Raw genomic sequence first — 26566 nt, forward strand, 5'->3', positions numbered from 1 at the left:
TTGAGACCGGCGGGGTGCCGGAACCGTAGCCGGTGTCTCGCAAGACTTGCAAGTACTTGCAGAAACTTTCAAGCCTGGTTGCCACGACGCCGCGCGCACACAGTGAAGGCCACCTTCCCTGCGTTGAACGCTGGGAAGGTGGCCTTCACTGCGGGTGGGTCAGGCGTTCGCCGCCTGGTTGTAGACGGACTGGATGGTGGAGCCGAAGTACGGCCCGTACATGGTCGAGGAGTCGAACGTGTACTTGAAGCTGTTCACGGAGTTCAGCCTGCCGCCGGTGATCCAGCCACCACCGGAGGAGCCGCCGGTCATGTCACAGCTCAAGCCCTGGGTGTCGGAGCCGTTCGGGTCCTGCCGCACCGTGCCGGTGCAGGAGTACAGGGACTCGCCGTCGAACGGCCGGGCGGCCGGGTAGCCGTACGCCGTGTAGGTCAGCCCGCGCGCGAGGTTGAACGCGATCGGGTAGGAGCCCACGACGTCGGTGAGGCTGCGGCCGCTCGAGTCCTCGTTCATCACGGCGAACCCGGCGTCGTAGTTGAAGTCGCCCGAGTTGGCCCACTGGGACGTGGTGAACAGCTGCTCGGCCGTCCAGGTGCCGTATGGGCGGGACCCGTTGTCGTAGGCGGGGACGAACGCGAAGTTGGTCGCGAACGCTCCGGGGCCCTCGTTCAGGCAGTGCCCCGCGGTCGTGACCACGTCGGCGTTGCCGCTGTTCGTCGCGGTGCCGGAGCAGACGTAGTCCTGCCCGCCGAGCGTGAAGAAGACCTTGCCCAGTTCCGGCTGCGGGGTCTCCGGTTCGGCGGCCACCCTCGCCTTCTTCGCCGCCGTCGCCTTCTTGCCCTCGCCCGCGAACCGGACGTCGGCAGGCAGTGCCCGTTCCATGCGGCCCTCGGTCCAGTACGCGGTGATCCGCGCGTGCTCGCTCGCTGTCGTCGCCGCCTGGTGGCGGATCACGTCGGCCCCGTGCACCACGTCCGCACCGGGTGCGGCCGCGGCGGGAGCGGCGGTGACGACGGCCGCGGACCCGCCGATCAGCGCGAGTCCCGCGAGCAGCGGTCGAATGAGAGGTCGCTTCATATTTGATCTCTCCCGATGGTGTGAAAATCACCGAGCAGGGTTGACGGTGATAGCGGCGGACGCTATTCGGCCAACCCGGCGTACGGGAGACTTGAAATCTTCTTCATGATCGGTTAATGACCAACCGTCCCGGGCCTTGTGGATCACCCGCGGGGGCCACTACGAAAGGCGGGGGTGGAGCGCCCGGCACGGACCGTCACGGGCGAGGAGGCCACAAAACCGGCAGAGTTCGCTTTTCCGGCACATCGGGACAATTTCCTGGCGTTAGGAAAACGTATTGATCGCGGACGGCCGGGTGGTCCGGTGCCAGAATGGAGTCATGGATTTCGCACGTCATTTCTGGACCGGTCCCGAAACGGACGGACGAATGACTCCCGGGCTGCCGAGCTCACTGCTGTTCCTGTGTTCGGTGTGGCTCGTGTTCGCGCCCTTCGCGCTGCACTACGGCTTCCCGACCCTCTCCGCGGCGGTGGACACCAACGACGTGACGGTCGCCGTCGTCGCGGGCATGCTCGCGTTCGCCCGCATGGTGGCTCCCCGTGATCTGCCCTGGTTGAGCCTGGTGAACGCCGCGCTGGGGGCGTGGCTCATGGTCGCCACGTTCGTGCTGGACTACTCGGCCGCACGGCATCCCGGCCTCGCGATGGCCAACGACCTCGTCGTGGGAGCCGCGCTCCTGGTGCTCGGCACGATCAGCGCCACGGCCACCTACCGGCAGCGGTCCGCCGAGCGGCACCGCACCGCCGTGGCGTCACGGCCCTGAGGGTGCTGACGGCGCCCCACCGTCCCCGTTCTCGTCGGTGAGGTACGGGTGCAGCGTTTCCGCGTCGACCAGGTGGGAATGCGGCCGGAACCAGCCTTCCGCCGATTCCGTCCATTCCGCCGAGTCCATGGACGCGGGAGAATCGTCGGAAATGTCGCCGTATTCGTACAGCAGTTCGTGGTCGTGGTTTTCGAACGCGTATCCGTCGAATACCGCGAAGATCTGCGCGAGTTTGTCGTCCCCGAGCACGTCCGCGAGGTCCAGTTCGATCTCGGCCCGCGACTTGGCGATGTGCAGGGCGAGCGCCTCGGCGGTGCACAGCGGCGGAGTCCACTCCGTGAGGGTCAGCCGGTGCCCGAGGATGGCGGTCGCGACGAGGAACTGTTTGGCGAACAGCGCCGTGTAGGTGTCGGCGAACCGCTGCGGTAGCTCGTCGAGCACCCACAGGGCGTCCACCTGGTCGGCCGTCGTGTCCTCGTCCTCCAGCGTCTGGATGTCGCCGAACAGCTCGTCGGTGAGCATCTCGATGCCGTGCATGAGCGCGCCGGCGACGTACCGGGCGTCCTCCTCGGAGATGTCACCGTCGCCGGCGCCGAACGCCTCCGGCCCGAACGCGCGCAGGTGCCTGCTCGCGTCGAGCAGCCGCGTCCTGCGCAGGGCCCGCTCCTCCTCGGAAGGGCCGCTGAAGTCGAACACCTCGACCTCGTCGTGCTCCTCACCGACCGCCAGCGCGCTGGCCAGCTGGTCGTCGGTCGCCGTGACGGCGCAGTGCTTGACCTCCCAGCCCACCAGCAGCTCGGTCTCCTCGAGCAGCTGTTCGAGCACGGTGCGCGTGGCGTCCTCGGCGAACACGAGTGCGGGAGCATCCAGCAGCCAGTTGACGATCACGCCGCCGAGGTGGGCGTTCAGGGTGTGCTCGATCGGCGTGATCTCCATGCCGTCGGGGCCCTCGATGCTGACCAGGCCGCTCAGCCTGGTGTCGAGCAGCGAGACCACCCCGACCTGCTGGAGCGGGTCCAGGTCGGGGGCGTCCGGGGGCGTGGTGAGCTCGGCCGTGAGTTGGTACTCCACGCCGGGCAGTCTGGCACGCCCGGCTCGGCGGCCGTCCACCCAGGCCGTCACCTCGGCAGGTCGAGTGTGCCGAGTTCACCCCGGGAGGCGATGCCCAGCTTCGGATACGCCTTGTAGAGGTGGTGGCCGACCGTGCGCGGGCTGAGGTAGAGCCGCGCGCCGATCTCCCGGTTGGTCAACCCGAGCGCCGCAAGCCGGACGACCTGCGCCTCCTGCGGGGTGAGCCGGTCGAGCAGGTCATCCGCACCGCCGGGCGCCCGCACGCTCTCCCCCGTGGCGCGCAACTCGGTCCTGGCGCGCTCGGCCCAGGGCCGGGCCCCGGCCCGTTCGAAGATGGCCAGCGCCGAGCGGAGCAGGGGCCGCGCCTCGCTCCGGCGGCGGGCCCGGCGCAACCACTCCCCGTACAACAGCTCGGTGCGCGCCCGGTCGAAGGGCCGCCCGCCGTCCTCGCGGTGCAGCGCGACGGCCGCCGCGAACAGCCGTTCTGGCTCGGTGTCGTCGAGGAGCGCCCGGCAGCGCAGGGCGACCGCACGAGCCCACCGCTGCCCGCCCGCCTCCGCCCACGTCGTGAACCAGTCCGCCGCCGCACGCGCCCGGTCGGGCGTTCCCGCCCTGGCCGCGGCCTCCACCAGGTCGGGCAGGGCGGCCAGTGCGGCGAGCCGGTCGCGGCTCTCGACGAGCGCGGCCAGCCGGTCCACCGCCACCTCGTAGCGGCCGAGGCCCAGGTCGAGCAGGCTGTGCACGATCTGGGCGGTGGGTGGCGGCGCCGCGGGCAGCAGCTCGCTCACCCGCCGCTCGTCGCCCGCGATCGCCGCGATCTCGGCCAGCACCCCGGTGAGCTCCGCCGCGCTGTGCCGCTGACCGGTCTCGCGGGCGACGCGCAACCCCTCCGTGGCCCCTTCGCGCGCCTCGTGCGGGTGGCCCGCGTACAGCCGGGTCCGGGCGAGCAGCGCGGAAACGTGCGGCAGCAGGCCGTTGGCCCCCTGCATGCACGCCTGTTCCTCGACGGCGAGCGCGGTCTGGTGCGCGGCCAGGTCGTCGCCGAGCAGCAGGTACCACCTCGCCACGTTGACCCGGCCGTGCAGTTCGAGGGGCTGGCCGCAGCACCCGGCGAACAGCTCCCCCGCCCGGTCGACGAGCCGGCGCAGCGCCGAGGGACCTTCCGGCGCGAACCGGTGCAGTGCGGCCATGGCCTCGGCCAGCAGCCGCACGTGCCCGCCGACGTCGACACCGAGTGCCTCGGCCTGCCCGGCGGTGTGCTCGGCGACCCCGACGGCACCGGCCGACCACGCCGCGTCGACCGCCCAGAACAGCAGTTTGGCCGCGAGGTCCGGGGCCAGGTCGGCCGCCTGGCCCGCGGCCGCGGTGAGGACGCGATGCGCGTCGAGCGGCCCGCCGCGCTCGGTGGCGACCGCGGCGTGCACGAGCGCGGCTCGCGCGTACAGAGCCGGGTCGGTGAGCAGGGTGGTCGCCTCCCTGGCCAGGTCGGCGGCCCGGTCGAGCTGGCCCGCGTCGAGGGCCGCGCGGGCCGCCTCGGTGAGCCGCCTGCTCCGCGCGGACGGGTCGGGGCTGAGGCGGGCGGCCCGTTCGTACGCGGCGGCCACCGCGGCATGCCCGCCGCGCACCCTGGCGTGTTCGGCACTGAGCTCCAGTGCGGTGGCCGCCTCCTCGTCCGGTCCGACGGTGGCGGCCGCGAGGTGCCACGCGCGCCGGTCGGCGTCGGCGCGGTCCGCGAGCACCCGCGCGAGGGCGCCGTGCACGGCGAGCCGCTGTGGCAGCGCCGCGTTCTCGTAGACGGCGGAGCGGATCAGCGGGTGCCGGAAGCCGATGCAGTTGTCGGTGAACATGAGCAGCTGGGCGTCCTCGGCCACCCGAAGGTCGTCGACCGAGGCGCCGAGCAACTCGCCAGCCGCCAGCACGGTGCGGGTGTCGCACGTGCCGTCGGCGGCCGTGACCAGCAGCATCAGCCGGGTCCGCTCCGGCAGGGCGGCGATCCGGCCCGCGTAGGTGTGCAGGATGCGGCTGTGCGCGGGCAGCCCGGTGACCCGGAACGGCCACGTGGTCAGCCTGCCCTCGCGGTAGGCGTCGGCGAGCTCCAGCAGCGCCAGCGGGTTGCCCTCGGCCTCGTCGGCGATCCGCTCGCGCACGTGGCGGGGCAGGTCGGCGGCGTGCTCGGTGAGCAGTTCCGCGGCGGCATCGGGCGGGAGCGGCCGCAGCCGGAACTCGGGAACGCCGGGCGCGGGGAACGGCGGGGCGTGCAGGTCGCGGGCCGCGAACACGATGGCGACTCCCTCGGCCTGCAGCCGCCTCGCGGCGAACAGCAGCACGTCGGCGGATGCCGGGTCGAGCCAGTGCGCGTCGTCCACGAGACACAGCAGCGGCCGCTCTTCGGCGAGGTCGGCGAGCAGGTTCAGCACGGCGAGGCCGACGTCGAACCGGTCCCCCGTCCGGCCGGTCCCGGCGCCGAGGGCGCACCGCAGCGGCTGCGCCTGAGCCGGGGCCAGGTCGTCGATGCGGTCGGTGACCTCGCGCAGCAGCAGGTGCAGTCCGGCGAACGGCAGCTCCCGCTCGGCCTCGATCCCCGTGCCCCGCAGGACCCGCAGGTCGGCGGCGGACCCGGCGACGTGGTCGAGGAGGGCGGACTTGCCGACCCCGGTCTCACCCCGGACGACGAGGCTGCCGCTGCGACCCGCGCGGGCGCCGTCGAGCAGGTGCCCGACGGCGGCCAGCGCGTCCGCGCGCCCGTGCAGGGTGGAGGTGCGGTAGGCGGTCAGCGTCATGCCGACAGCCTGTTACCTCGAGTATGGTGGAGGTCAAGCTCGGCGCTCAGGCGGCGTAGGGCCGGGCGGTCCGCGCCTCCCGCAGCGCGGTTCCCCACCACACGAGCTGGTCCAGCATCGCGCGGGCCGCGGCGTTCGCCTGCTCCGCGTCCTTCGGCACGCCATCGTCGTCGAAGCGGTCCCAGAACTGGGCGAAGCTCAGCGTGTCCCGCACGGTGGTCGCGTGCAGCTCGGCGAAGACGTGCCGGAGGTGCTCCACGGCGCGCAGGCCGCCCGCCATCCCGCCGTAGGAGACGAAGCCGACCGGCTTGGCCTGCCATTCGCGGTGAAAGTGGTCGATCGCCGTCTTCAACGCGGCCGGGTAGCTGTGGTTGTACTCGGGGGTCACGACGACGAACGCGTCCGCCGCCGCGAGCCTCGGGCCGAGCGCCGCCACGTCGACCGAGTGGTCGAGCGTGTCCGGCAGCTCGAAGTCGGTGAGGTCGATGAGGTCCACGGCGATGCCCTCGTACTTGGCCGCCTCTCCGGCGAACCACGTCGCGGGCACCGGGCAGAACCTTTCCTTGCGGGTGCTGCCCATGATGATCGCGAGCTGGAGTGGTGTGTTCGACATGGCCCGTACGCTACGAACGGCCGCGCCCCCGCGGCATCGGTCAGGTGACTGGCGTTGCCGGTGCCGGGAACGCCGGTCAGCTGACCGATGCGGTCCCCCGTGCCGGGTTCCTAGCGTCACCGCCATGGACGAGACAACGATCATGCCGGACCTGACCCGTCCCGACGTCGGCCTGGTCTGGGCCAGTGAATGGCACGTCGGGTCCGCCGAGGCGCAACGCAGGGCAGCCGACGCGGCGATGACGGCGTGGGACGGCGCGCCGTGGCCGGAGGGCCTGCTGTCCCACACGGTGCTGCTGAGTACGGACGGGACGAGCGTCGCCCACTATTCACAGTGGACCGGACGGGACGCCGTAACCGCGTTCCGGCGGACGGATCCCCCGGGCAGGGTGGACGGGATCCTGGCCGCGGTGCCGGAGATCGACCGCAGGCAGCTGGTGGAGTACGAACTGTACCGGAGTATGTCCACTCGGGACGAAGGTCGCGTGCCGGGATGCGTGGTGCTCGTCGAGGTGGAGTTCGACGGTCCGGACCCGGCGCGGCAGCGAGCCTGGATCGACGCGGTGTTCGAGGCGCTGGAGACCGATCCCCACCCGCCGTCCGGGGGCATCTCGGGACACTTCCACGTGAGCACCGACGGCACCAGGGTGCTGAACTTCGCGGAGTGGGAGAGCGAGCAGGCGCACATCGACGCGCTCGCGGCGCCGGGCGACGGCGTGGGCTCGGGCGGCAGCCGGTGGCACCGGGTCCAGAACTATCCGGGGCTCCTCCGGAGCAGGGTCACGCGGTACCGCTACCACCGGGCCCGCCGACCTGCCGACATCACATAGTGAGATCGCCATGTATCACTCGGTCAGTGGTGTCGCGGCCCCGGCGCCGTCCCTAGCGTTGGTTTTCGGAAATGGCTGCCGTGTGCACGAAAGGTCGGTGATTCCCATGGGTGGATGCGGTTGCTGCGGTTCCTGCTCGGGTCCCGGGTGCGGTTGCTGCGGAAAGTGCTAGCGGGCTGACCCCGCGGGGCGCACGAAAGGCGGCGCGTTCGCCGTGACGCGAACGCGCCGTTCTGGTGCGCCCGTGTCACCCCATAACCTGACCGGGTGAGCGATACGGGCGACCTCCTCGGCGGCCGGTACCGGCTGCGGCACCGGCTCGGCAGCGGCGCGATGGGGGTGGTGTGGCAGGCCGACGACGAGCTGCTGCGCCGTCCGGTCGCCATCAAGCGGCTGCTCCTCCAGCCGGGGCTCGATCCGCGGCGGGCCGAGGAGGCGCGGCAGCGTGCGCTGCGGGAGGGCCGGATCGCCGCGCGGCTGCAACACCCGAACGCGGTCGCGGTGCACGACGTGTTCACCGACCAGGGCTTGCCGGTGCTCGTCATGGAGTACCTGCCCGCACGGAGCCTCGCCGACCTGCTGGCCGAACAGGGGCCGCTCGCCCCGGAGGTCGTGGCGAACATCGGCGCGCAGGTGGCGGGTGCGCTCGCCGCGGCGCACGCGGCGGGAATCGTGCACCGGGACATCAAGCCGGGCAACATCCTGATCACCGAGGACGGCGTGGCGAAGATCGTCGATTTCGGCATCTCGCACGCCGCCGACGACGTGTCCGTCACCCGAGCGGGACTCATCGCGGGCACCCCCGCCTACCTGGCGCCGGAGACCGCGCGGGGTGCTTCGCCGACGCCTGCCTCCGACGTCTTCTCCCTCGGTGCCACGCTGTACGCGGCGGTCGAGGGCGCGCCCGCCGTTCGGCGAGGACGAGGACAACTCGCTCGCCCTGTTGCACCGGGTGGCCGCGGGCACGCTCGCCCCGCCGCGCCGGGCGGGATCGTTCGAACCGGTGCTGATGGGCATGCTGCGGGCCGAGCCGGGGGAGCGGCTCACGGCGAACCAGGTCCGCGAAGCGGCGCAGGCGGTCGCGACGGGCAACCCGGTTCCGGAGGCGCTCGCCGAGGCGGCGGGCGGATGGCCGACCCAGCCGCTCACCGCGGTCACCGCGGTCGGTCCGATGGGCACGCGGCTCGACGCCGTACCGGTCGGCCCCGCTCCCGGTGCCGTCACCGCCGCGCCCGGTCCGGCGCCGCGGTCGCGCGGTGTCCGGCCGCTGCTGGCGGGCGGTGCGGGGCTGCTCGTCGTGCTGCTGGCCGGGGTGGTGCTGCTGACCCAGCTCGACTGGGGCGACTCGAGCGCCGCCCGGGAGCCTGCTCCGTCGACGACCACGACGACGAGCAGGGCATTGTCGGCCGCCGAGCTGGAGAAGGCCGTGGCCGGCTACTACGCGCTGCTGCCGGAACGCACGGGCGAGGCCTGGGCGCGGCTGGGTCCCGCGCCGCGTGCCGAGGGCAGGCAGGCCTACGAATCGCACTGGGCGAGGGTGACCCGGCTGGCCGTCGTGTCGCCGCCCCGCCGGACCGCCGAGGACCTGGTGCATGTCGGTGTGCGGCTGACCCTGCGCAACGGTGCGAAGGTCACGGAGTTCCACCAGCACGGGCTGGCCGTCGAGGGCGGCAGGCTGCTCATCGTCTCCGACACCCTCCTGCACTCCGAACGCACCGCCGCGCCGGACCGGCCACCGCGGGACCAGGACGAGAAGAAGGACGACGAGAAGAAGGACGACGAGAAGAAGGACGACGAGAAGAAGGACGAGGGCAGGGGCAAGGACAAAGAGGACGAGAACGGCGGGCGCGGCAGGGGCGGTGACGGCTGATCCGGCCCACCGCCGCGGTGGTGCGGGCAGCATCCGATGGCGCTGCCCTCGTTCCCGGTTGACGATGGAGGCACAGGCCCCACAGCCGGGAAGGGAGCACGATGGCAGCGCAGGACCTGCGCCAGCTCGTGGACACCAACGACATCCCCGCCCTCCAGCAGTGGCTCGTTCAGCACGCCCCGCACGAGATCGCCGACGAGATCGGCCGCGCCGACCCGCTGCGCGGGGTGCTGCTGTTCCGACTGCTCGACAAGGACCGCGCGCTGGAGGTGTTCGAGGAGCTGGACCCCTCGGACCAGCACAAGATCCTCTCCGGGCTGCGTGACCACGCGTTCCGCGACGTCGTCGAGGCCATGGACCCCGACGACCGCGCCCGCCTGCTCGGGGAGGCGCCTGCCAAGTTCGCCCGGCATGTCCTGGGCGGGCTCAGCCCGCACGAGCGCACCATGACCGCCGCGCTGCTCGGTTACCCCGACGGCTCGGTCGGCCGTTACATGAGCCCGGAGACGGTGGCCATCCGCAGGCACCTGACCGCCGGAGAGGCACTGCGGGTGGTGCGGGAACGCGGCGCGGACGCCGAGACGATCTACACCCTGCCGGTCATCGACGACGAACGCCGCTTCGTGGGCACCCTGTCGTTGCGCGATCTCGTGCTCAGCTCGCCGGACCGGCCGATCACCGAACTCGTCGACACGACCGCGCTGCGGGTGCAGGCCACCGACCAGGCCGAGGGCGCCGCCCGGCTGATGCAGGAGGCGAACCTGCTCGACCTGCCGGTGGTCGACAGCGAGGACCGTGTCCTCGGCCTGCTCACCATCGACGACGCCGTCGAGGTCATCGAGGCGGCCGACACCGAGGACATCGCCCGCCAGTCCGCCGCGACCCCGTGGAGCGGCCACTACATGTCCGCGGGCGTCGCCCAGCTCGCCCGCTCCCGTGCGCTGTGGCTGCTGCTGCTCATCGCCGCCGCCACCCTGACCGTCAACGTCCTGCAGTTCTTCGAGGCCACCCTCGAACAGGTCACCGCGCTCGCGCTGTTCATCCCCCTGCTCGTCGGCACCGGCGGCAACGCGGGAGCCCAGGCCGCCACCGCCACGGTCCGTGCCCTCGCCGTCGGCGAGGTCCGCACCCGTGACCTGTTCCACGTCGCCTGGCGGGAAAGCCGGGTCGGCCTCCTGCTGGGCGCGATGCTCGGTGCCGTCGGCCTGGTCATGGGCACGATCCTCGTCGACTTCCCGGTGGCCGTGACGGTCGCGCTGTCGCTCGTGCTGATCTGCGGCTGGGCCGCCACCATCGGAGCCACCATGCCGCTGCTCGCCAAGCGCCTGGGCATCGACCCCGCCGTCATCTCCGCGCCGCTGGTGACCACCCTGGTCGACGCGACCGGCCTGGTCATCTACTTCCTCATCGCCCACGCCGTCCTGCCGCTGTGAGTCGTCGACCTCACCCGCCGAACCCGGGTGGCATGGTCATCCTGCGGCCCGCCGTGGCTCCGCCGTCCACCGGAACGGAGGCGCCGGTCAGGTAGCCGAAGTCATCGGACGCCAGGGCGAGCACCGCGGACGCGATCTCCTCGGGCATGGCCATCCGTTCCATGCCGTCGACGTTGAGCGGCCCCCATGCGTCCTTGAACCTCTCCCAGTCGGGATCGGGGATGCCGGGCGGCCGGACGAACGCGGTGTCGGTCGTGCCGGGCAGGATCGCGTTGATCCGGATGCCGTGCGTGCCGTACGCCAGCGCACCGGCCTGCACGACTCCCTGGATCGCTCGCTTGCTGGCGGTGTAGGCGGCGCCGGTCGGTCTCGCCTGTTCCGCCGCGGAGGACGCGGTGCAGATGATGACCCCGCCCCCGGCGCTGAGCAGGTGGGGCACCTCGTACTTGACCGCGAGGAACACGCCGCGCGCGTTGGTGTGCTGCACGTCGTCCCACTGCTCGACGGTGATCTCGTGTGGCGGCCTGTCCACGGTGACACCGGCATTGTTGAAGGCGATGTGCAGGCCGCCGTAGCGCCGGGCGACACCGTCCACGAACGACTGAACCTGCTCGGGTACCCGGACGTCGGCCCTGAGGTAGGTGGCTTCCCCGCCCGCGGCGCGGATCTGCCGCTCGACCTCACGTCCGAGCTCCTGCCGCCGCCCGCAGAAGCCGACCTTCGCCCCCTGCGCCGCGAACGCCTTCGCGGTGGCGGCGCCGATGCCGGAGGTGGCTCCGGTGATCGCCACGACCTTGCCCGCGAACCGGCCACGTCTCCGCCTGCTCTCGTGCGGTGCGGCTTCGGCGGGGAGGGCACCCGCGAGTCCCGCCGCGCCGGTCGCCAGTGCGCCGCCCAGCATCGCGCGGCGCCCGATCGGGCGAGTGGCTGGCCGCTGATCCATGAGTTCCTCCTGCTTGTTCATCACGTTCCGGGAAGTGGCTCGCCAGCAGCCTGCCGGGAACGCCGGCGGACGTGTATCGGTCAGTTCGACTGGTTCTCGCGCTCGCCGCGTTTCCCGGAACGGGTTCGCACAGGGCCATGCCGCTTCTCAGGGCATCCTCAGTGCCGGGCCGGTAGGTTCGGCCGAATGCTGCACGGGCGGGAGCACGAGCTGGACGTGCTCGACCGGTCTCTGCTCGCCGTACGCGGGGGCAAGGGTGGTGCGCTGGTGCTCAGCGGAGAGCCCGGCATGGGCAAGACCGCGTTGCTGCGTGCGGCCGAGGCCCGCGCCGACGGGCTGACCGTGCTGTCGGCCACCGGTGTCGAGGCGGAAGCGGAGCTGGCGTTCGCCGGTCTGCACCAGCTCCTCGGGCCCCTTTCCGGCACCGAGTACGTCGACGGCCTGCCGGAGCCGCTGCGGCACGCCGTGTCCGCCGCGCTGGGGCTCGGCGGCCCGGACTGCACCGACCTCGTGCTCTACACGGCCGTGGCGCGGCTGCTCGGGCAGGCCGCGGCACGGCACCCGGTGCTGGTCACGGTCGACGACGTGCAGTGGTGGGATCGTGTCTCGGCGGCGGCGCTCGCCTTCGCCGCCCGCCGGATCGCCACCCAGCCGGTCCTGGTGCTCGTCGCGGTCTCCGGTGAGGCGGGGCCGTACCTGGCCGGGTTGCCCGCGCTGCCGCTGACCGGGCTGCCGCCCACCGCGGCCGGAGCGGTGTTCGACGAGCACGCGCCGTCGGGAAGCGCCGGTTACCGGGAGACCGTGCTGGCCGCGGCCGGGGGAAATCCGCTCGCCCTGGTGGAACTGGCCAGGACACCGGCGGAGGTCGCCGAGGACGATTCCACGACCCCGGTGGTGGCGCCGGGTTCCCGGCTGCATCGGACGCTCGGCGCGCGAGTTCGGCGGATGCCCGCCGACACACGGCTGCTGCTGCTCCTGCTCGCCCTGGACGGGACGGGCCGGGCGGACGTCCTGGCCGGAGCCGGTCTGGACATCGCGGCGCTGGTTCCCGCGGAGAAGGCCGCCCTCGTGCGGTGTGCCGGAGGGCATGTCCGGTTCCGCCATCCGCTGCTGCGTGCGCTGGTCCGCGCCGACGCGGACGCGGCCGAGATCCGGGCGGCGCACCGCACCCTCGCCGATTCCCTCGAGACGTCTGGCGAACCAGAACGGGCGCTCTGGCACCGCTCGCTGTCGGCCGAGGGCCCCGACGAGGACCTCGCGGCCAGGCTGGACGAACGGTCGGCCGCTGTCGCGCGGTGCGGCGGTCTCGCCGGCGCGGCGAGTGTGCTGCGGCTGGCGGCCCGGTTGTCCACCGGGCCGCGGCGGCCGCGGCGGCTGGCGGCGGCAGGCTACGCCGCGTGGAAGTCCGGCCAGCCCGACCTCGCCCGGTCTCTTGCCGCCGAATGCGCCGCGCACCGGAACGAGCCGGAGGTGAACGCCGCGATCGACCGGCTGAACGGCCTCGTCGCGCTCGGTGATGGCGATCAGCGAAGCGCGTACGACATGCTGACGAGGTCCGCGATGAGCCGGGCCGGGACCGCACCCGGTGAGGCCGTCGGCCTGCTGTTCATGGCGGCGGCCGCGGCCCACCACGCCGATCTGCCCGGCGAGCTCGCGGCGGCCGCCCGCCGGATCGTGGCGATCGACGGCGGTTTCGCCGAGTACGGCGGGTTGCTCGCCGGACTCACCGACGCGGCCGCCGACGCCGAGACCAGCGACCCGTGGCGGCTGCGGGACCGCGCGCCGGAGCACCTGCGGGCCAGCGACGTGCACCAGTGGTTGTGGCCCCTGGTGCTCAGCAGCTTCGGGCCACGTCCCGGGCGGGCCTACGAGTTCGGGCTCGAAGCCGTCGCCGAGTTCACCACGAACGGCATGCACGCGATCGTCACCATGCCCGAACTGTGGCTCGCCGAGCTGGCCTTCGAGCTCGGTTTCTGGGAGCAGTCCGGCACCCGGGCCGCCGAAGGTCTCCGCTCGGCACACGACACCGGTCAGCGGTCGAGGCAGGCGGACTTCCACGCGGTACTGGCGATGCTGGCCGCGACACGCGGGGAGAGCGGCGACTGTCGTGACCACGCCCGCCGCTGCCACGACCTGGCGATTCCCCTGGGCAACCGGCTCGCCGCCGCACGAGCGAGCTGGGCACTCGGCCTGCTCGAACTCGCGCGGGGAAACCACGACCTCGCCGTCGAGCACCTGGCGGCGCTTCGCGACCCGGCGGCACCCACGGCCCACGGCTACCTCGGCAGGCTGGCGACAGCGGATCTCGTCGAGGCGCACCTGCGGGCCGGGCAACGGAACCGGGCCCGGCAGGCGGCGGACACCTTCGCGCCCTGGGCGAACGCCAGCACGTCACCGTTGGCTCGCAGCCGCCTCGCTCGATGCCGTGCCCTCCTTTCCGAGCACGACGACGACACCGACAAGCTGTTCACGACCGCCTTGGCCACCGCCGCGCCCGACCATCCGTTCGAGCAGGCCCGGACCGCGCTGCTGCACGGGGAATGGCTCCGCCGCGTTCGCCGCCCCGCCCGCGCCCGGCCGTTGCTGCGCCAGGCGCACGAGATCTTCCGCGGTCTCGGCGCCCGGGTGTGGGCCCATGCGGCGGCCGGTCAGCTCCGCCCGACCGGTGCCGAACCGGTCGCCCCCAGCGGCGGTGACTCCCTGACCCACCGGGAACTCCAGGTCGTCCGGCTCGCCGCGGGCGGCCTGTCCAACCGCGAGATCGGTGCCCGGCTCTTCCTCAGCCCGCGCACCGTCGGACATCATCTGTACCGGGCGTTTCCCAAGCTCGGAGTGGCGAACCGGGCCCAGCTCCGCTCACTGGAACCGGAAGAACTCACCGGCGGGTGAGGGCACGGACGTGCCCGGAGGCGGCCCGCCCGCGCCGCGTCGGCTTCACCTGCCGGGCACCCACAGCTTCGACGTTTCCGGAGCCGGTTCGGGCCGTGACCGCTCCGGCGGTGCCACGCCCCCGCTCGCGGGTGGCTCCGGGATGCGGTCCAGGTCGCCCTGCTCGGTCACCCCGCCCTTGGCCGTGGCCTCCCGCTCGGCGCTGACCTGCCCGAGGCGCAACGTGTTCAGCGCCCGGTCCAGCTCCGCGCTCAGCTTCTCCGGGACGTAGTCCCTGCTGTGCTCGGTGACCATCGCGGCCAGATCGATCAGCAACCGCGCGTCGCGCCTGCCGAGCTTGGCCTGTGCGACGTTGAGCAGCCCCGCCAGTGTCTCGGCGAGCACGTGCTCCACCGGCACCGAACGCAGCTGCGTGAACTCGTCCCCGGCCTCCTGCCTCTCCGCCATCGCACACCTCACCAGGATCCGTCGACTCCCCCGCATGACGCGTGACGCGTCCATTATCGGCTCCCGCCCGCGGTGCCGGTACCAGCCGGAGGAGGACACAAATACTTAGCTCTTGCGCTAACTGTTGTGGAGCTGGATACTTAGCCTTGTGGCACAGTATTCAGCGATGCTGGACGGGGTCTTCCTCGCCCTCGCCGACCCGACCAGGCGGGCCGTGATCCACCGGCTCGGCCGGGGACCGGCGAGTGTCGGCGACCTGGCTCGCGAGGCCACGATGACGCTTCCGTCGTTCATGAAGCACGTGCGGATGCTCGAGTCGAACGGCCTGATCCGCACGGCCAAGTCGGGCCGCGTCCGCACCTGTGAGCTCAACCGGGAGCGGTTCGCGGTCGTCGAGGACTGGCTGGCGCAGCAGCGGCGCCTCTGGGAGGGGCGCACCGACCGGCTCGAGCGGTTCGTCACCGACACCCAGGAGAGGAAACCGACATGAACCCCGACCTCGACCTCAGCATCGAACGGGTCATTGCCGCGCCCCGCAAGGTCGTCTGGGACGCCTGGACCGACCCCGGCAGCCTCGCCCAGTGGTGGCTTCCCGCGCCGACGGTGTGCCGCGTCGACCGGCTGGAGGTCCGCCCTGGCGGCGCGTTCGTCACACGGATGAGTGAGGACGGCGCCGCCTTCGTTCCGCACCTCGACGCGTGTTTCCTGCGGGTGGACGAGTTCGAGCGCCTCGTGTTCACCAACACCGTGGACAGCGGGTGGCGCCCGGCGAACCCCGATCCGGTCGCGATGACCGCCGAGATCACGATGTCCGACCACGCGGACGGCACCGACTACCGGATCGTCGTGCGCCACGGTGACCCGGCCGCCAGGAACCGCCACGCCGAACTGGGCTTCACCGACGGCTGGGGCACGGTCGCCGACCAACTCGCGCGGTTCGTGGAGCGTGCCCGGTGAAGATCACCCTGACGCAGTTCCTCACCCTGGACGGCGTGAGCCAGGGGCCCGGCTCGGGCACCGAGGACACCAGCGACGGTTTCGGCCGCGGTGGCTGGTTCGTGCCGCACCTCGACGAGGTGTTCGTCCAGCGCGCGTCCGAGTGGCTCGACCTCGCCGACGGCCTGCTCCTCGGACGCCGGACGTACCAGGCGTTCGCCCGCGACTGGCCACGGATCACGGACCCCGACGACCCGTTCACCGGCCGGATGAACTCTCTGCCGAAGTACGTCGTGTCGAACACGCTCCCGGCCGGGAGCTGGCGGCCGACCACCGTGGTTCGCGGTGATCCCGCGCAGGCGGTCCGCGAGCTCGCCGGCCGGCCGGGACGCGAGCTCCAGGTGCACGGCAGCGCCCGGCTCGGCAGCACCCTGCTGTCCGCGGGCCTGGTCGCCACGCTCCGCCTCGTCGTGGCACCCGTGGTGATCGGGTCGGGGCGGCGGCTGTTCACCCACCCGAGCCCGGCGACCGGCCTGCGCCTCGTCCGGCACGAAACCACGGCACGGGGTCTCCTGCTGCTCGAGTACCGGGCCACCGGCGCGGCTCGCACCGGCGACTACCAGGGCGTCACGGACGTGCGGTAGGGAGCCCGCCCTCAGGGCCGCCAGGCCGGGTCGCGGCCGAGGAAGGCCATCAGCTTGTCCTGCGGGGAGGCGTCGTCGGTCACGGGCACGGCGGTACCGAACTGCCCGCTGTCGCGCAGCATCGGCTCGATCGGCCGCATGGCCTCGAGTGCGGTGGCGCAGCGTTCCTGGCCGAGGTCGGGCTCGCGGCCGAGCGCCTTGGCGAGGTCCCAGGAGTGCATCCAGACATCGGCGGTGTAGAACCGGTCGATCGCCTCGTCCACGGGCATCTCGCCGGTGTTCGGGTTGCTGAGCACCCGGCCCGCCGGGTCGTCGAGGACGGCCTGGATGTCGGTGACGTGCTGCTTCCAGGCCGCGGCCGGGTCGGCCTCGACATCCAGGGCCGGGAGCTCGATCCCGGCACCCTTGAGGAAGCCGCGGGACCATTCGACCAGGTGCCGCACGATGTCGAACGCCGTCCACTCCGCGACGGGACTCGGCCGCGCCCAGTCGGCGGCGGAGGCGGACTCGACGAGCGCGGTGAACCGGGCCGCGTCGTCGGCGTGCTGCCTCGCCGGGCCCGGGGATGCCGGCGCCATCTCAGGCCTCCCGCGCGAGCAGCTCGTCGAGCTTGGCGTAGCCCTCCTTGACCCCGACGTCCATGCCGCTGGACAGCATGCCGTCCCGGGTCTCGAAGTCCTGCACCACGCTCAGCGTCGTCAGCCGCGTGCGCCCGCCCTCGAGCTCCTCGAAGGTCAGCGTCTCGAGCGCGACCCCGTCGGGCTGGCCCTCGTAGGTGAAGGTCCACACGATCCGCTCGTTCGGCCGCACCTCGTGGAAGCTGCCGAAGAACGAGGCGATCTCCTCGCCGTCCCGGTCGTTGGCGAAGGCCCACGCGCCCCCGGTGCGAGCATCCCACCTGGTGATCCTCGTGGTGACCGAGCGCGGCCCGACCCACCGGGCGTAGAGCTCGGGATCGACGTGGGCGCGGAAGACCTGTTCGGGGGCCGCGTCGAACTCGCGGCTGATCTCGATCGTCGGGAGCTTCGGGTCCGCCACGATCGCGGTCTCGTGCTTCGTCATGGTCATGATGCGTCCTTACGGGTTCGCTGTGGCTTCTCGTCGTCGGTCATGTCGTCCAGCAGGGCGTCGAGGCGCTGGTACCGCTCCTCGGCCCGCCGGCGGTAGCGTTCGATCCACTTGGTCATCAGGTCGAACACCTCCGCGTCCAGGTGGACCGGGCGGCGCTGGGCATCCCTGCTGCGGGTCACCAGCCCGGCGTCCTCCAGCACCTTCACGTGCTTGGAGATCGCCTGCAGGCTCATGTCGTGTGGCTCCGCCAGCTCGCCCACGGTCGCGTCCGCGTCGGCCAGCCGGGCCACCAGCTCGCGCCGGGTCGGGTCGGCCAGGGCGGCGAACACCCGGTTGAGTCGCTCCGCGTTCTCGTCCACCGTCCTCCTCAACTCCTCGGTTGAATAGAACTGTAGGCCTCGTCCGAATCGTTGTCAACCCGTTGGTTGAGCGAAAACGTGGTAGTGCGTGCCGGAGCGGATATGGACACCGACATCGCCGTCCGTCCGATCGACCGGCCACTGTCCGATGAGGGCACCGTGGACGCTTCGCGATCAGCTGGCACGCACCGAGTGATGTACCTGGTGTTCTTCACACTGGTATGGACCACGTCGAGATGCTGCATCGGGAAACTTCGGCAAACCGCCCGTGTCCGAGTCGGCTTTCTGACAGAGTGACAACATGATTCCGAGATCCGGCCGAACCGGCCACATACCTCTCCTGCGCCGTGCCACCACAGTGGCGGCCACCCTGCTGGTATCCGCCGCGTCGGCGCTGGCGTTCGCGCCCGCGGCGAGCGCCGACACTCATGTCTGTACCACTCGCTACGACGGACGCTTCTGCAGCGGGGAAGTCGCCTTCGAAGCCCTCGGCGAGCACCTGATCATCAAGGACATCCACAAGGACGGCCACGGTGTGAAGGGCTACCTGCAGCAATACTACGACTTCAAATGGCACTGGGTCAGCCCGTCGTCCGGCCGCTATCACGGCAAGGGTGCGGGCACCGAGGTCGACGTGAACTACTCCGTGCCCGACGGGCGCTACGTGCGCATCAAGGCGTGCCTTTCGGAGGCGGGCGGACCGGGCTTCGCCTGCAGTGGGTGGCAGGAGGACCGGGCGTGACGAGGATCGGGAGCATCGTGAACAAGCGGGTCAAGGGCATGGCGGCGGCCGCCGCCGTGGCAGTCGTGTGTGGTGGGATCGCACTGGCCGGTTCGCCCGTTGCCATCGCCGAGCAGTCCACCACCAAGTGCTACAACGGGACGGGCAACACCAAGAAGTTCGATCTGCCTGGCAAGACCGATATCCACATGAACGCTGACCCGTGCATCACCCGCTACAGCAGCGGAAGGATGACGGCGACGATCAGGATCGGCTGGAGCGAGGCGTCGCTGCCCGCGGTCGGCAGCGGGCACAAGTTCGACGACTTCAAGATCAACGTCCGGCTGGAGCGCCGCCCCAACGGCAGTTCCAGCGACAGCACCGTGGCGAGCAAGACCTGCACCGTCACCAGCACGGTGAACGCGTCCTGGTCGGGCGACACCAGCTGTAGCGTCACGGTGTCCGGCGTCTACAACTCGGGCTACGACTGGTCCAGTGACGGTTGGCTTCGCTACGACATCGACAACGACGGCAAGGGCGGATCCGACTGGAGCCTGACCGGCTCCCCGCTCATCAGATGACACCGAGCAGCCGGGTTGGCCAGGACGCGCCCATCGGCCAACCCGGCTGCGACCACCAGGATCCCCAGTGGCGGGTGAACGGGGAGCGAACCGCGCTCGGCCGTGCTTACCGGAGCCAGATCACCAGATGGGCCGTTTCCGCAGGCCAAGAGACATGATCTGGTGGGCCGCCTGGGACTCGAACCCAGAACCCGAAGATTAAAAGTCTCCTGCTCTGCCAATTGAGCTAACGGCCCTCGCGGAGCAGTCTAGCGGGCGCGATCGCCCCGTACGCCGGGGTGCCGCAGCGCCCGGCGCACCCCGTTCGACGGGTGCCTTCCGCCCGGCGCAGCGGCGCGGGTGCTCCTCAGCCGACCTGCCCGAAGAAGGCCCTGACGTCCTCGACCAGCAGGTCCGGTGCCTCCATGGCGAGGAAGTGCCCGCCCGCGCCGAGCTCGGTCCAGCGCACGATGTCGTGGTCGCGTTCGGCCCACCGGCGGATCGTCACGTCGTGCGCGGACACCAGAACACCGGTGGGCACGGCGCTCCGCGGGCTCACCGACCAGTCGCTCCCGGCCCACGCGTCCGCCGGCTCCGCGGACATCGCCTCGTAGTACACCTGCGCCGAGGACGCGGCCGTGCCCGTGAACCAGTACAGCGACACGTCGGTGAGGATCCGGTCCCGGTCGATGCTGTCCTCGGGCAGGGCCTCCTCCGGGACGGTGAGCTCCTTGAACTTCTCCACGATCCACGCGAGCTGCCCGGCCGGTGAGTCGTGCAGGCCGTACGCGACCGTCTGCGGCCGCTTCGAGTTGCACTGCAGGTAGCCGTCGTTGAAGTTCTGCATGCGTTCCCAGCGCCGCTGCTCCACTTCCGTGAGACCGTCCAGCTCACCGTCGATCCCGACCGGAAAGGTGATCATCGCGTTGACGTGCACGCCGACGACACGTTCTGGGGCGAGTTTGCCGATCTCCGGCGCCACCCAGGCCCCCGTGTCGTAGCCGTGCACGCCGTACCGGCCGTAGCCCAGCCGGTCCATCAGCAGGTCGAGGACCCGCGCCATCCTCGCCGGTCCCATGCCGGGTCCCGCCAGCGGTGTGGAGAACCCGAACCCGGGCAGCGAGGGGACCACGAGGTGGAACGTCTCGGCCAACGGCCCGAGCACGTCCAGGAAGTCGGTGAAGCCGCCGGGCCAGCCGTGCAGCAACAGCAGCGGCAACGCGTCCGGCCGGGCGGAACGCACGTGCAGGAAGTGCACGCACTGCCCGTCGATCGTGGTGCGGAACTGGGGATGTTCGTTGAGCTCCCGCTCCCGGGCCCGCCAGTCGTAGCCGGTGCGCCAGTACTCGGCGAGGTCCCGCAGGTAGTCCACCGGCACGCCGCGGCTCCAGCCGACACCCGGCAGGTCGCTCGGCCAGCGAGTGTTGCCCAGCCTCGCCCTGAGGTCGTCGAGCTGGCGCCCCGGCACGTCGATGCGGAAGGGCAGGATCTCCTGCGTCGTCGTCTCCATACGACCGACGCTAGAGACGATTCAGGTCACCTTCCGTCCTCAATGGCCGGTCTGGTCGGCGACCAGGCGTACGGCGAGCGCACCGAAGATCGCCGCCGAGATCCGGTCCAGCCAGCGCTGCACCGACGGCCGCCGCAGCAGCAGCGCCGACAGCGTGCCCGCCGCCAGGCCCACGGTGCCGTCGACGGTCAGGCCGACCGCGATGAACACCGCCCCGAGGACCAGGAACTGCACCCAGGCAGGCCATCCGCCGTCGGCGACGAGGAACTGCGGGAAGAACGCGAGGAAGAAGAGGATCACCTTGGGATTGGCCAGGTTGGTCAGCACCGCCATCAGGTAGGTGCGGCGCAGGGAGCGGTGGCCGGTGGCCTGGTCGACCGGCCGGTCGTCGATCCGCGTTCGGGAGCGCAGCGTCGTCACGGCCAGGTAGACCAGGAACGCGGCGCCGACGATGCGGACCGCGTCGAGCACCGCGGGCGCGGCGTGCAGCAAGGTGCCGAGGCCGAGCGCGGCCGCGACCGTGTGCACCGCGAGCCCCGTCGACATGCCCAGCGCCGCCACCAGACCAGCCCGGCGGCCGCGGGCGATGCCGTTGGCGACGACGAACATCATGTCCGGCCCGGGCACGACGCTGATGACCAGCGCGGCGGCCGTGAAGGCGAGCAGCACGGAGAGGTCCACGGAGCCATCACAGCACAACGGCGCAGCGCCGCCCACCGATTTCCCGGCCGGGACCGCGGTGCGCGCGCTACTGTGGCGCGGTTCACACAGGGAGGTGGCGGATGGACCTGATGACGCTGGCCACGCAGGAACGGGCCGACCTGGCGGCGTTCCTCGGCACCCTCGAACCGGCCGAGTGGGACGCGCCGACGCTCTGCTCGCAGTGGCGGGTCCGGGACGTCGTCGCGCACGTCATCAGCTACGACGACCTGGCCGTCCGGGCGCTGCTGCGCCGACTGGCCCGTGGCCGGTTCGCCCTGGACAGGGCGAACGCGATCGGGGTGAGCGAGCTGGCCGGGCTGTCCCCGGACGCGCTGCTGGGCCTGCTCGACCGGCACCTGCGGCCGCGGGGCCTGACCGCCGCGTTCGGCGGCATGGTCGGACTGGTCGACGGCATGATCCACCACCAGGACATCCGGCGCGCGCTCGGCAGGCCCCGCGAGATCCCGGCCGAACGCCTGCTCCCCGCCCTCCGGCGGGCGTTGATCGCGCCGCCGATCGGCGCGATCCGGCGTGCCAGGGGACTCCGGCTGGTCGCGACGGACCACGAGTGGTCGCACGGAAGGGGGCCCGAGGTCCGCGGCAAGGCCGAGGCCATCCTGATGGCCGTCGCCGGTCGTGGCGCGGCCGTGCCCGAGTTGAGCGGTCCCGGGCAGCGCATTCTCGCCGCCCGGGCCGGTGTGGCGAGCGGCTGACCGGATGTCGTACCCCGGTGGCAGGCTGTCGCCACCTGGGCGGGATGGTCCGCCCGTGGCTCACCGGGGAGGGACTCATGCCGTACGGCCACAACGGTTCGATGAAGGTCAAGCCCGGCCATCGCGATGCGGTGGTCGCCATCCTGCTCGACGGCGTCGAGCGGCTGCGCGACGCGGGCTGCCACCTGTACGTCGTGAGCGTGTCGGACACCGATCCCGACACGGTCTGGGTCAACGAGGTGTGGGAGTCCGCTGCGCACCACCAGGCCTCCCTCGACCTGCCCGAGGTGAAGGAGTCGATCGGGAAGGCGATGCCGATGCTCACCGGTGAGTTCACCGGCCAGCAGCTGACCGTCGTCGGCGGGTTGGGCGTGCCCCGGCCGACCTAGCCGAACGCGGCCGTCCGCACGCGCTGCAGGGACGTCTCGGTGCCCAGCTCCGCGCGGGCTTCCGGATTCTCCACGTAGAACCGCACCAGGTGGTACAGCACGACCGGGTCGACGGCGAAGTTCGTCGTGTCGATCTCGATCATCGGCACGGGCGGCAGCTTGTCCAGCTTCCAGACGCCGCCGAGCTGCCGCCGGTCCCACGGCGCGTTGGCGTAGGCGATCACGAGCGCTTCGGGCGTGCCGTTGTCGGCCGCCTTGACCCCGGCGAAGGCCTCCCACGGGAGGAACGAGGTGAACGCGCGGCCACGCTGGTGGATGCCCTGCGGCGCCAGCACGAGCCGTCCCCGGCTCAGCCTGCCGATGGCCACGAACACGAAGAAGCTCAGGAAGAAGCCCGCACCGAGGCCGCACAGGACGGCGGCCACGGGCGCCGCGGGGACCTCGTCGCCCGCCGTGGCGAAGTCCACCGCCGCGAGCGTGCAGAGCGCCGCCAGGCACCCCACCAGCGCACCGAGCACGAGGAAGGCCGGTCCCGAGTACCTGATCTCGGTGGCGGGCCTGCCCTCGTACTCGGTGATCGCGACATCGTCCGGCCGTGGCGCCCGGCGGACCTTCGTCACCAGGCCGTACGCGGCGGTCAGGAAGAACAGCACGCCGAGCAGCAGGGCGTAGCCGAGTGCGGACGCCAGCCCGACGGCGACGAAGCCGATCCCGGCGGCGACGCACAGCGCGCCGATCGCCGTGACGAACACGATCGCTGACCGGTACCTGGCGGGATCGCGGGCGGGCCATTCCGGTGGCCGTGCCAGCGCGTCAGAAGATCGCATCCCACGCGTCCTTGGCCAGGCCGCCGATGGCCTCTCCCGCATCGCCCACTGCTTCGAACCCGTCCTCGATCGCTCCGCCGACGTCGCCGACTCCGTTCTGCCAGAGCGAATCGACGAGTCCTGACGTGAACACTCCTACCACGGCGCCGCCCACCGCGCCTACCGCCGTGCCGACGACCGGGACCGGGATGAGGGTGCCGATCGCGGCCCCTGCCGCCACCGACGCGCCGAAGCCCAGACCGCCGGAGACGATCGCCTGGGTGGCGGGTTTGCCGTTCGCGATGTCGTAGGCGATGCCGGCGACCGCCAGCGCGCCCCCTGCCCGCAGGCCCCACCTCGCGGCGTTCGCGTCGACGTTCCGTGCCGCGGTCGCGACATCGTCCGCCTGGTAGGCAGCCGCCCGGCCGAGGTCGAAGTCGCGGTAGATCTGCGCGGCGCTCGTGCCGGACGGCGCGGTGCGGGCCCGCTCCAGGAACTTCGCGGACTCGTCGGCGAGGAACTTCGCCTGGTTCTTGAGGATCGACGAGTGCTTGGCGGCCAGCGTGCCCGCGGCGCCCGCCGTGAGGTCGCCGACCACCAGGAACCATTTCTGGGTGACGTCGGCCCAGACGTTCTTCAGCGTGTCCGCGGCGACCTTGGCGATGTGCCGGGCGGCGTCGGCGTCCGTCTTCGCCGTGTTGTACGCCTCGACCTTCTGGGCGTGCGCGCGGGAGGCGGTGACCGCGTCGGAGTGCGCGGCGAGGGCTTCCGGGGTGGCGTCCGCGCCGGTCGGTGCGTCGCCCGGATCGGCGGGCGCGGGTCCGGGGTGCTCGATCGTGTCGCCGTTCACGGTGAGTCCCGCGGTCGCGGCACGCTGCCGGACGGAACGCATGTCGTCCTGGGCGCGCTGCAGGTCAGCGGCGTAGGTGTCGAAGCTCTGTGCGGCGTCGACCGCCGCCGAGGCGAGCTCGTCGGTCTTCTCCGCCCCGGTGGTCATCCTGGCGCGGAAGGCCTCCCCTGCGGGGCCCTGCCAGCCGGCGTCAGCCCGGTTGCGCGCGTGGTAGACCTGCGTCGCGGCCTGCGACACGGTGTCGCCGAGCGAGCCGCGCAGCCAGTCAGCCGCACCGCGGACGCTCTCCGGATTCCCCTCGATCCTGGTGTCGATCGACACGGGTCACCTCGCTCCGGCGTTGTGGACGTCGTCGCGGGCGGCCGCGTCCTGGTCCCGGTACGCGGCGTTGGCCGAGGCGACGTCGTCGCCCGCGCCCGCCGCGCCGAGCACGAACGCGCTCGCGTTCTCGACCAGGTGCGCGAGGATCCCGGTCACGGCCGGGGTGGCGTCGCCCGCGTCGGGGGTCCCGGGCACCGAGTTGCCGAGCGCGTCGACGTCGGCGCTCGCGTTGCGGAGGGTGCTGGCGATGCCGTCGAGGACGTCGTAGTCGACGTCGTGGCCGCTCATGCGGCGCCCTCCTGCCGCTTGTCCTCCGGGATCACGACGTCGAGCAGCACCAGCTGGAAGGGCTGCGCCTGCTGGAGCGCGTCCAGCGCGGCCGTGGGCAGGACGATCCACGGCTGGTTGCGGCCGCAGCAGTCGTGCAGCCGGTCGAGTGCGGAGTAGGCGAGCAGGGCGACGCGGCCGTCCCTCGTCGTTCGCATCGCGATGCGGGCCTGTTCGGGGTCGGTGACGGTCTCGACACACGGCAGGTAGACGACGGGCGGGAACTCGCGGGGCAGGGGCTTCCCGGCGGCGGGTGTGTCCTCAGTGGTGTCCATGGCGTGTCCTGGGCTGGTGGTCGGGTCGCCGCTAGGACGCCGCCCACTCCGGCTCGGTTCCCGGGAATCCGGCCCGGTTTCGGACCGCCCGCAGGACGTCGGCCGGTGGGCCTTCCGCGGCCAGGCTGCCGTCCCGCAGCAGGAGACAGTGGTCGGCCCGCAGTGCCTCGGTAAGGTCGTGCGTGGCCTGGACCACCGTGGTGCCCCGGGCGGTCACCTCGGCCAGCACCTCGGCGATGCACTCCCGTGCCTTCGTGTCCAGACCCGCCGTCGGCTCGTCGAGCAGCAGCAGGTCCGACTCCTGGGCCAGTCCCTGTGCCACCAGCGCCCGCTGCCGCTGGCCGCCGGACAGCTCACCCAGCTGCCGTGCGGCCAGGTCCTGGATGCCCAGCCGGGTCAGGCACTCGTGCACCATCGCCCGGTCCGTCCTGGACAGCCTCCGCCACATGCCCCGGCGTGCCCACCGTCCCATCGAGACGGCCTCGCGGACGGTGATCGGCAGCGTGTCGGGCACCGTGCTGCGCTGCGTCACGAGCGCGGGCCGCCCCGCGTCCCGCCGCTCGACGGTGCCCGACACCGGCCGTACGACGCCCGCGATCGCCCCCAGCAGCGTCGACTTGCCGGACCCGTTGTGCCCGACGACGACCGTCGACGCGGCTCGGGGAATCCGCGCGGTCACCCCGTGCAGCACCGCCCGGTGGCCGTAGGCGACCACGAGCCGGCGTACCACGACCTCGGCGTCCTCGGAGCGATGTGGCATGCCTCTCCCTGTTTGTAACGATAACCATTTTCACTATAGGGTGACTCGCCGTGCACTGGTTGATCGCCCCGTTCGAGGTCTCCTTCATGCAGCGGGCGCTGTGGGGCGGGCTCCTCGTCGCCCTCGTCTGCGCGCTGGTCGGCACCTGGGTGGTGTTGCGGGGAATGGCGTTCCTCGGCGACGCCATGGCGCACGGCATGCTGCCGGGCGTCGCGGTCGCGTCCCTGCTCGGCGGCAACCTGATGCTCGGCGCGGCGCTCAGCGCCGGTGCGATGGCGGCGGGGGTCACCGCGCTCGGCCGCTGGTCGCGGCTGTCCCGGGACACCAGCATCGGCCTGCTGTTCGTCGGCATGCTCGCGCTCGGCGTGATCATCGTGTCGCACTCGCGGTCCTTCGCGGTCGACCTGACCGGCTTCCTCTTCGGTGACGTGCTGGCCGTACGAGCCGCCGACCTCGCGTTCCTCGCCGCCGCGGTCGTCCTCGCCGCGCTGGTCTCCGCGCTCGGCTACCGGTCGTTCGTCGCGCTGGCGTTCGATCCGCGCAAGGCACACACCCTCGGGCTGCGGCCGCGCTGGGCGAACGCCGCGCTGCTCGGCCTGGTGACGCTCGCCGTCGTCGCGTCCTTCCACGTCGTCGGCACGCTGCTGGTGTTCGGCCTGCTCGTGGCGCCACCCGCGGCCGCGCTGCTGTGGGCACGGCGCGTTCCGGCGATCATGGTGGGGGCGGCACTGCTCGGCGCGGTCTCGGTCGTGGCCGGACTGCTGGTCTCCTGGCACTTCGGGACCTCGGCAGGCGCGACCATCGTCGCCGTCTCCGTCGCCCTGTTCTTCGTCTCCGCGCTCGCCGTGCGGCTGAAGGGAAAGGTGGCCGCGGGCGCGGCCCTGCTCCTCGTCGCGTGCGGCCCGGG

Annotated in this window: 28 protein-coding genes, 1 tRNA gene and 2 pseudogenes; 14 read left to right on the plus strand and 17 right to left on the minus strand. The window is 72.0% G+C overall.

Annotated features, from left to right (window positions below; translation table 11 throughout):
* Nucleotides 1-159 precede the first annotated feature (159 nt).
* Nucleotides 160-1077 carry a trypsin-like serine peptidase gene (locus B0I33_RS24265; RefSeq protein ID WP_106181200.1) on the minus strand — a complete coding sequence of 306 codons (918 nt, stop codon included), beginning with the start codon at nt 1075-1077 and terminating at the stop codon, nt 160-162.
* A gap of 367 nt (nt 1078-1444) precedes the next feature.
* Here B0I33_RS24265 and B0I33_RS24270 point away from each other — a divergent pair, with 367 nt between their 5' ends.
* Nucleotides 1445-1840, plus strand: coding sequence for an SPW repeat domain-containing protein (locus B0I33_RS24270; RefSeq protein ID WP_181193437.1), 396 nt, complete (start codon nt 1445-1447; stop codon nt 1838-1840).
* Here B0I33_RS24270 and B0I33_RS24275 read toward each other — a convergent pair.
* The 3 genes from B0I33_RS24275 to B0I33_RS24285 are packed head-to-tail and all read right to left on the minus strand — an operon-like array spanning nt 1829 to nt 6304.
* Nucleotides 1829-2911 (minus strand): hypothetical protein, encoded by a 1083-nt coding sequence (locus tag B0I33_RS24275; RefSeq protein ID WP_106181202.1) that lies wholly within the window; start codon nt 2909-2911, stop codon nt 1829-1831. The two genes, B0I33_RS24270 and B0I33_RS24275, sit on opposite strands and share 12 nt — an antisense overlap.
* A gap of 47 nt (nt 2912-2958) precedes the next feature.
* The gene (locus B0I33_RS24280) at nt 2959-5691 is read right to left on the minus strand and encodes a helix-turn-helix transcriptional regulator (RefSeq protein WP_106181203.1); all 2733 of its coding nucleotides are present in this window, start codon (nt 5689-5691) and stop codon (nt 2959-2961) included.
* Nucleotides 5692-5737: 46 nt separating this feature from the next.
* The gene (locus B0I33_RS24285; protein ID WP_106181204.1) at nt 5738-6304 is read right to left on the minus strand and encodes an NADPH-dependent FMN reductase; all 567 of its coding nucleotides are present in this window, start codon (nt 6302-6304) and stop codon (nt 5738-5740) included.
* A gap of 124 nt (nt 6305-6428) precedes the next feature.
* Here B0I33_RS24285 and B0I33_RS24290 point away from each other — a divergent pair, with 124 nt between their 5' ends.
* The 4 genes and pseudogenes from B0I33_RS24290 to mgtE all read left to right on the plus strand — a co-directional run bounded on the left by B0I33_RS24290 (nt 6429) and on the right by mgtE (nt 10436).
* Nucleotides 6429-7133 (plus strand): antibiotic biosynthesis monooxygenase, encoded by a 705-nt coding sequence (locus B0I33_RS24290; RefSeq protein WP_106181205.1) that lies wholly within the window; start codon nt 6429-6431, stop codon nt 7131-7133.
* 333 nt (nt 7134-7466) lie between these two features.
* Nucleotides 7467-7988 (plus strand): annotated as a pseudogene (locus B0I33_RS30950) (serine/threonine-protein kinase); the annotation flags it as partial.
* Between the two features lie 16 nt (nt 7989-8004).
* Nucleotides 8005-9003: a serine/threonine-protein kinase gene (locus B0I33_RS30955; protein WP_425440518.1), complete on the plus strand. Its 999-nt coding sequence runs from the start codon at nt 8005-8007 to the stop codon at nt 9001-9003.
* 101 nt (nt 9004-9104) lie between these two features.
* Nucleotides 9105-10436 carry a magnesium transporter gene (gene mgtE, locus B0I33_RS24300; protein WP_106181206.1) on the plus strand — a complete coding sequence of 444 codons (1332 nt, stop codon included), beginning with the start codon at nt 9105-9107 and terminating at the stop codon, nt 10434-10436.
* 10 nt (nt 10437-10446) lie between these two features.
* On the opposite strand, the gene B0I33_RS24305 is transcribed toward mgtE, so the two are convergent.
* Nucleotides 10447-11379, minus strand: a complete 933-nt coding sequence (locus B0I33_RS24305; protein ID WP_106181428.1) for an SDR family NAD(P)-dependent oxidoreductase — start codon at nt 11377-11379, stop codon at nt 10447-10449.
* A gap of 186 nt (nt 11380-11565) precedes the next feature.
* Here B0I33_RS24305 and B0I33_RS24310 point away from each other — a divergent pair, with 186 nt between their 5' ends.
* Entirely contained in the window at nt 11566-14268 is a 2703-nt protein-coding gene (locus tag B0I33_RS24310; RefSeq protein ID WP_106181207.1) for a helix-turn-helix transcriptional regulator, read from the plus strand.
* A 45-nt stretch (nt 14269-14313) separates the two neighbouring features.
* Here the strand turns inward: B0I33_RS24310 and B0I33_RS24315 are convergent, their stop codons facing one another.
* Complete coding sequence (locus tag B0I33_RS24315) at nt 14314-14715, minus strand: hypothetical protein (protein ID WP_106181208.1); 402 nt, start codon at nt 14713-14715, stop codon at nt 14314-14316.
* Nucleotides 14716-14863: 148 nt separating this feature from the next.
* Between B0I33_RS24315 and B0I33_RS24320 the strand changes: the two genes are divergently transcribed.
* Genes B0I33_RS24320 through B0I33_RS24330 form a run of 3 tightly spaced genes read left to right on the plus strand, consistent with a single transcriptional unit; the run spans nt 14864 to nt 16295 of the window.
* On the plus strand, nt 14864-15205 hold the full coding sequence (locus tag B0I33_RS24320) for an ArsR/SmtB family transcription factor (protein WP_106181209.1): 342 nt from the start codon (nt 14864-14866) through the stop codon (nt 15203-15205).
* Nucleotides 15202-15672: an SRPBCC domain-containing protein gene (locus tag B0I33_RS24325; protein WP_106181210.1), complete on the plus strand. Its 471-nt coding sequence runs from the start codon at nt 15202-15204 to the stop codon at nt 15670-15672. Before B0I33_RS24320 ends, B0I33_RS24325 begins: the two co-directional genes overlap by 4 nt.
* Complete coding sequence (locus tag B0I33_RS24330) at nt 15669-16295, plus strand: dihydrofolate reductase family protein (protein WP_106181211.1); 627 nt, start codon at nt 15669-15671, stop codon at nt 16293-16295. Before B0I33_RS24325 ends, B0I33_RS24330 begins: the two co-directional genes overlap by 4 nt.
* 11 nt (nt 16296-16306) lie before the next feature.
* Here the strand turns inward: B0I33_RS24330 and B0I33_RS24335 are convergent, their stop codons facing one another.
* From B0I33_RS24335 to B0I33_RS24345, 3 genes are read right to left on the minus strand one after another with little or no spacing between them, the layout of a single operon-like run.
* Nucleotides 16307-16873 carry a TIGR03086 family metal-binding protein gene (locus B0I33_RS24335; protein ID WP_106181212.1) on the minus strand — a complete coding sequence of 189 codons (567 nt, stop codon included), beginning with the start codon at nt 16871-16873 and terminating at the stop codon, nt 16307-16309.
* A 1-nt stretch (nt 16874) separates the two neighbouring features.
* Nucleotides 16875-17363 (minus strand): SRPBCC family protein, encoded by a 489-nt coding sequence (locus tag B0I33_RS24340; RefSeq protein WP_106181213.1) that lies wholly within the window; start codon nt 17361-17363, stop codon nt 16875-16877.
* Nucleotides 17360-17725 carry an ArsR/SmtB family transcription factor gene (locus B0I33_RS24345; RefSeq protein ID WP_106181214.1) on the minus strand — a complete coding sequence of 122 codons (366 nt, stop codon included), beginning with the start codon at nt 17723-17725 and terminating at the stop codon, nt 17360-17362. The genes B0I33_RS24340 and B0I33_RS24345 overlap by 4 nt, the downstream gene beginning before the upstream one ends.
* A gap of 301 nt (nt 17726-18026) precedes the next feature.
* On the opposite strand from B0I33_RS24345, the gene B0I33_RS24350 reads away from it, so the two are divergent.
* A complete protein-coding gene (locus tag B0I33_RS24350; protein ID WP_146147554.1) occupies nt 18027-18467 on the plus strand; it encodes a hypothetical protein in 441 nt (146 codons plus the stop codon).
* Entirely contained in the window at nt 18464-19027 is a 564-nt protein-coding gene (locus tag B0I33_RS24355; RefSeq protein ID WP_106181216.1) for a hypothetical protein, read from the plus strand. The genes B0I33_RS24350 and B0I33_RS24355 overlap by 4 nt, the downstream gene beginning before the upstream one ends.
* A 160-nt stretch (nt 19028-19187) precedes the next feature.
* Here the strand turns inward: B0I33_RS24355 and B0I33_RS24360 are convergent.
* From B0I33_RS24360 to B0I33_RS24370, 3 genes are all read right to left on the minus strand, one after another.
* Nucleotides 19188-19263, minus strand: a tRNA-Lys gene (locus B0I33_RS24360).
* A gap of 110 nt (nt 19264-19373) precedes the next feature.
* Entirely contained in the window at nt 19374-20516 is a 1143-nt protein-coding gene (locus B0I33_RS24365) for an epoxide hydrolase family protein (RefSeq protein WP_106181217.1), read from the minus strand.
* A gap of 39 nt (nt 20517-20555) precedes the next feature.
* Nucleotides 20556-21197: a LysE family translocator gene (locus B0I33_RS24370; protein WP_106181218.1), complete on the minus strand. Its 642-nt coding sequence runs from the start codon at nt 21195-21197 to the stop codon at nt 20556-20558.
* 101 nt (nt 21198-21298) lie between these two features.
* On the opposite strand from B0I33_RS24370, the gene B0I33_RS24375 reads away from it, so the two are divergent.
* Together B0I33_RS24375 and B0I33_RS24380 are read left to right on the plus strand one after the other, a co-directional pair.
* Complete coding sequence (locus tag B0I33_RS24375) at nt 21299-21931, plus strand: maleylpyruvate isomerase family mycothiol-dependent enzyme (RefSeq protein WP_106181219.1); 633 nt, start codon at nt 21299-21301, stop codon at nt 21929-21931.
* A gap of 17 nt (nt 21932-21948) precedes the next feature.
* Nucleotides 21949-22320 (plus strand): putative quinol monooxygenase, encoded by a 372-nt coding sequence (locus B0I33_RS24380; RefSeq protein ID WP_219927257.1) that lies wholly within the window; start codon nt 21949-21951, stop codon nt 22318-22320.
* On the opposite strand, the gene B0I33_RS24385 is transcribed toward B0I33_RS24380, so the two are convergent.
* The 5 genes from B0I33_RS24385 to aztA are packed head-to-tail and all read right to left on the minus strand — an operon-like array spanning nt 22317 to nt 25659.
* Nucleotides 22317-23147, minus strand: a complete 831-nt coding sequence (locus B0I33_RS24385; protein ID WP_146147556.1) for a hypothetical protein — start codon at nt 23145-23147, stop codon at nt 22317-22319. The genes B0I33_RS24380 and B0I33_RS24385 overlap by 4 nt on opposite strands.
* Nucleotides 23134-24297, minus strand: coding sequence for a hypothetical protein (locus B0I33_RS24390; RefSeq protein WP_106181221.1), 1164 nt, complete (start codon nt 24295-24297; stop codon nt 23134-23136). The genes B0I33_RS24385 and B0I33_RS24390 overlap by 14 nt, the downstream gene beginning before the upstream one ends.
* A gap of 3 nt (nt 24298-24300) precedes the next feature.
* Nucleotides 24301-24585, minus strand: a complete 285-nt coding sequence (locus B0I33_RS24395) for a hypothetical protein (protein ID WP_106181222.1) — start codon at nt 24583-24585, stop codon at nt 24301-24303.
* The gene (locus B0I33_RS30560; protein ID WP_106181223.1) at nt 24582-24899 is read right to left on the minus strand and encodes an SAV_915 family protein; all 318 of its coding nucleotides are present in this window, start codon (nt 24897-24899) and stop codon (nt 24582-24584) included. The genes B0I33_RS24395 and B0I33_RS30560 overlap by 4 nt, the downstream gene beginning before the upstream one ends.
* 31 nt (nt 24900-24930) lie before the next feature.
* Nucleotides 24931-25659, minus strand: a complete 729-nt coding sequence (aztA, locus tag B0I33_RS24405; protein WP_106181224.1) for a zinc ABC transporter ATP-binding protein AztA — start codon at nt 25657-25659, stop codon at nt 24931-24933.
* 50 nt (nt 25660-25709) lie between these two features.
* Between aztA and aztB the strand changes: the two are divergent.
* Nucleotides 25710-26516 (plus strand): annotated as a pseudogene (gene aztB / locus B0I33_RS30565) (zinc ABC transporter permease AztB); the annotation flags it as partial.
* Between the last annotated feature and the right edge of the window lie 50 nt (nt 26517-26566).

The sequence above is a fragment of the Prauserella shujinwangii genome (assembly GCF_003001955.1).
In the GTDB taxonomy this organism is placed as follows: domain Bacteria; phylum Actinomycetota; class Actinomycetes; order Mycobacteriales; family Pseudonocardiaceae; genus Qaidamihabitans; species Qaidamihabitans shujinwangii.

Bases quoted from the DNA above. Each gene is read 5' to 3' on its own strand.
- B0I33_RS24265 (WP_106181200.1), bottom strand. From the start codon at position 1,077: ATGAAGCGACCTCTCATTCGACCGCTGCTCGCGGGACTCGCGCTGATC.
- B0I33_RS24270 (WP_181193437.1), top strand. From the start codon at position 1,445: ATGACTCCCGGGCTGCCGAGCTCACTGCTGTTCCTGTGTTCGGTGTGG.
- B0I33_RS24280 (WP_106181203.1), bottom strand. From the start codon at position 5,691: ATGACGCTGACCGCCTACCGCACCTCCACCCTGCACGGGCGCGCGGAC.
- B0I33_RS24285 (WP_106181204.1), bottom strand. From the start codon at position 6,304: ATGTCGAACACACCACTCCAGCTCGCGATCATCATGGGCAGCACCCGC.
- B0I33_RS24290 (WP_106181205.1), top strand. From the start codon at position 6,429: ATGGACGAGACAACGATCATGCCGGACCTGACCCGTCCCGACGTCGGC.
- mgtE (WP_106181206.1), top strand. From the start codon at position 9,105: ATGGCAGCGCAGGACCTGCGCCAGCTCGTGGACACCAACGACATCCCC.
- B0I33_RS24305 (WP_106181428.1), bottom strand. From the start codon at position 11,379: ATGGATCAGCGGCCAGCCACTCGCCCGATCGGGCGCCGCGCGATGCTG.
- B0I33_RS24310 (WP_106181207.1), top strand. From the start codon at position 11,566: ATGCTGCACGGGCGGGAGCACGAGCTGGACGTGCTCGACCGGTCTCTG.
- B0I33_RS24315 (WP_106181208.1), bottom strand. From the start codon at position 14,715: ATGGCGGAGAGGCAGGAGGCCGGGGACGAGTTCACGCAGCTGCGTTCG.
- B0I33_RS24325 (WP_106181210.1), top strand. From the start codon at position 15,202: ATGAACCCCGACCTCGACCTCAGCATCGAACGGGTCATTGCCGCGCCC.
- B0I33_RS24335 (WP_106181212.1), bottom strand. From the start codon at position 16,873: ATGGCGCCGGCATCCCCGGGCCCGGCGAGGCAGCACGCCGACGACGCG.
- B0I33_RS24340 (WP_106181213.1), bottom strand. From the start codon at position 17,363: ATGACCATGACGAAGCACGAGACCGCGATCGTGGCGGACCCGAAGCTC.
- B0I33_RS24350 (WP_146147554.1), top strand. From the start codon at position 18,027: ATGATTCCGAGATCCGGCCGAACCGGCCACATACCTCTCCTGCGCCGT.
- B0I33_RS24365 (WP_106181217.1), bottom strand. From the start codon at position 20,516: ATGGAGACGACGACGCAGGAGATCCTGCCCTTCCGCATCGACGTGCCG.
- B0I33_RS24375 (WP_106181219.1), top strand. From the start codon at position 21,299: ATGGACCTGATGACGCTGGCCACGCAGGAACGGGCCGACCTGGCGGCG.
- B0I33_RS24385 (WP_146147556.1), bottom strand. From the start codon at position 23,147: ATGCGATCTTCTGACGCGCTGGCACGGCCACCGGAATGGCCCGCCCGC.
- B0I33_RS24395 (WP_106181222.1), bottom strand. From the start codon at position 24,585: ATGAGCGGCCACGACGTCGACTACGACGTCCTCGACGGCATCGCCAGC.
- B0I33_RS30560 (WP_106181223.1), bottom strand. From the start codon at position 24,899: ATGGACACCACTGAGGACACACCCGCCGCCGGGAAGCCCCTGCCCCGC.
- aztA (WP_106181224.1), bottom strand. From the start codon at position 25,659: ATGCCACATCGCTCCGAGGACGCCGAGGTCGTGGTACGCCGGCTCGTG.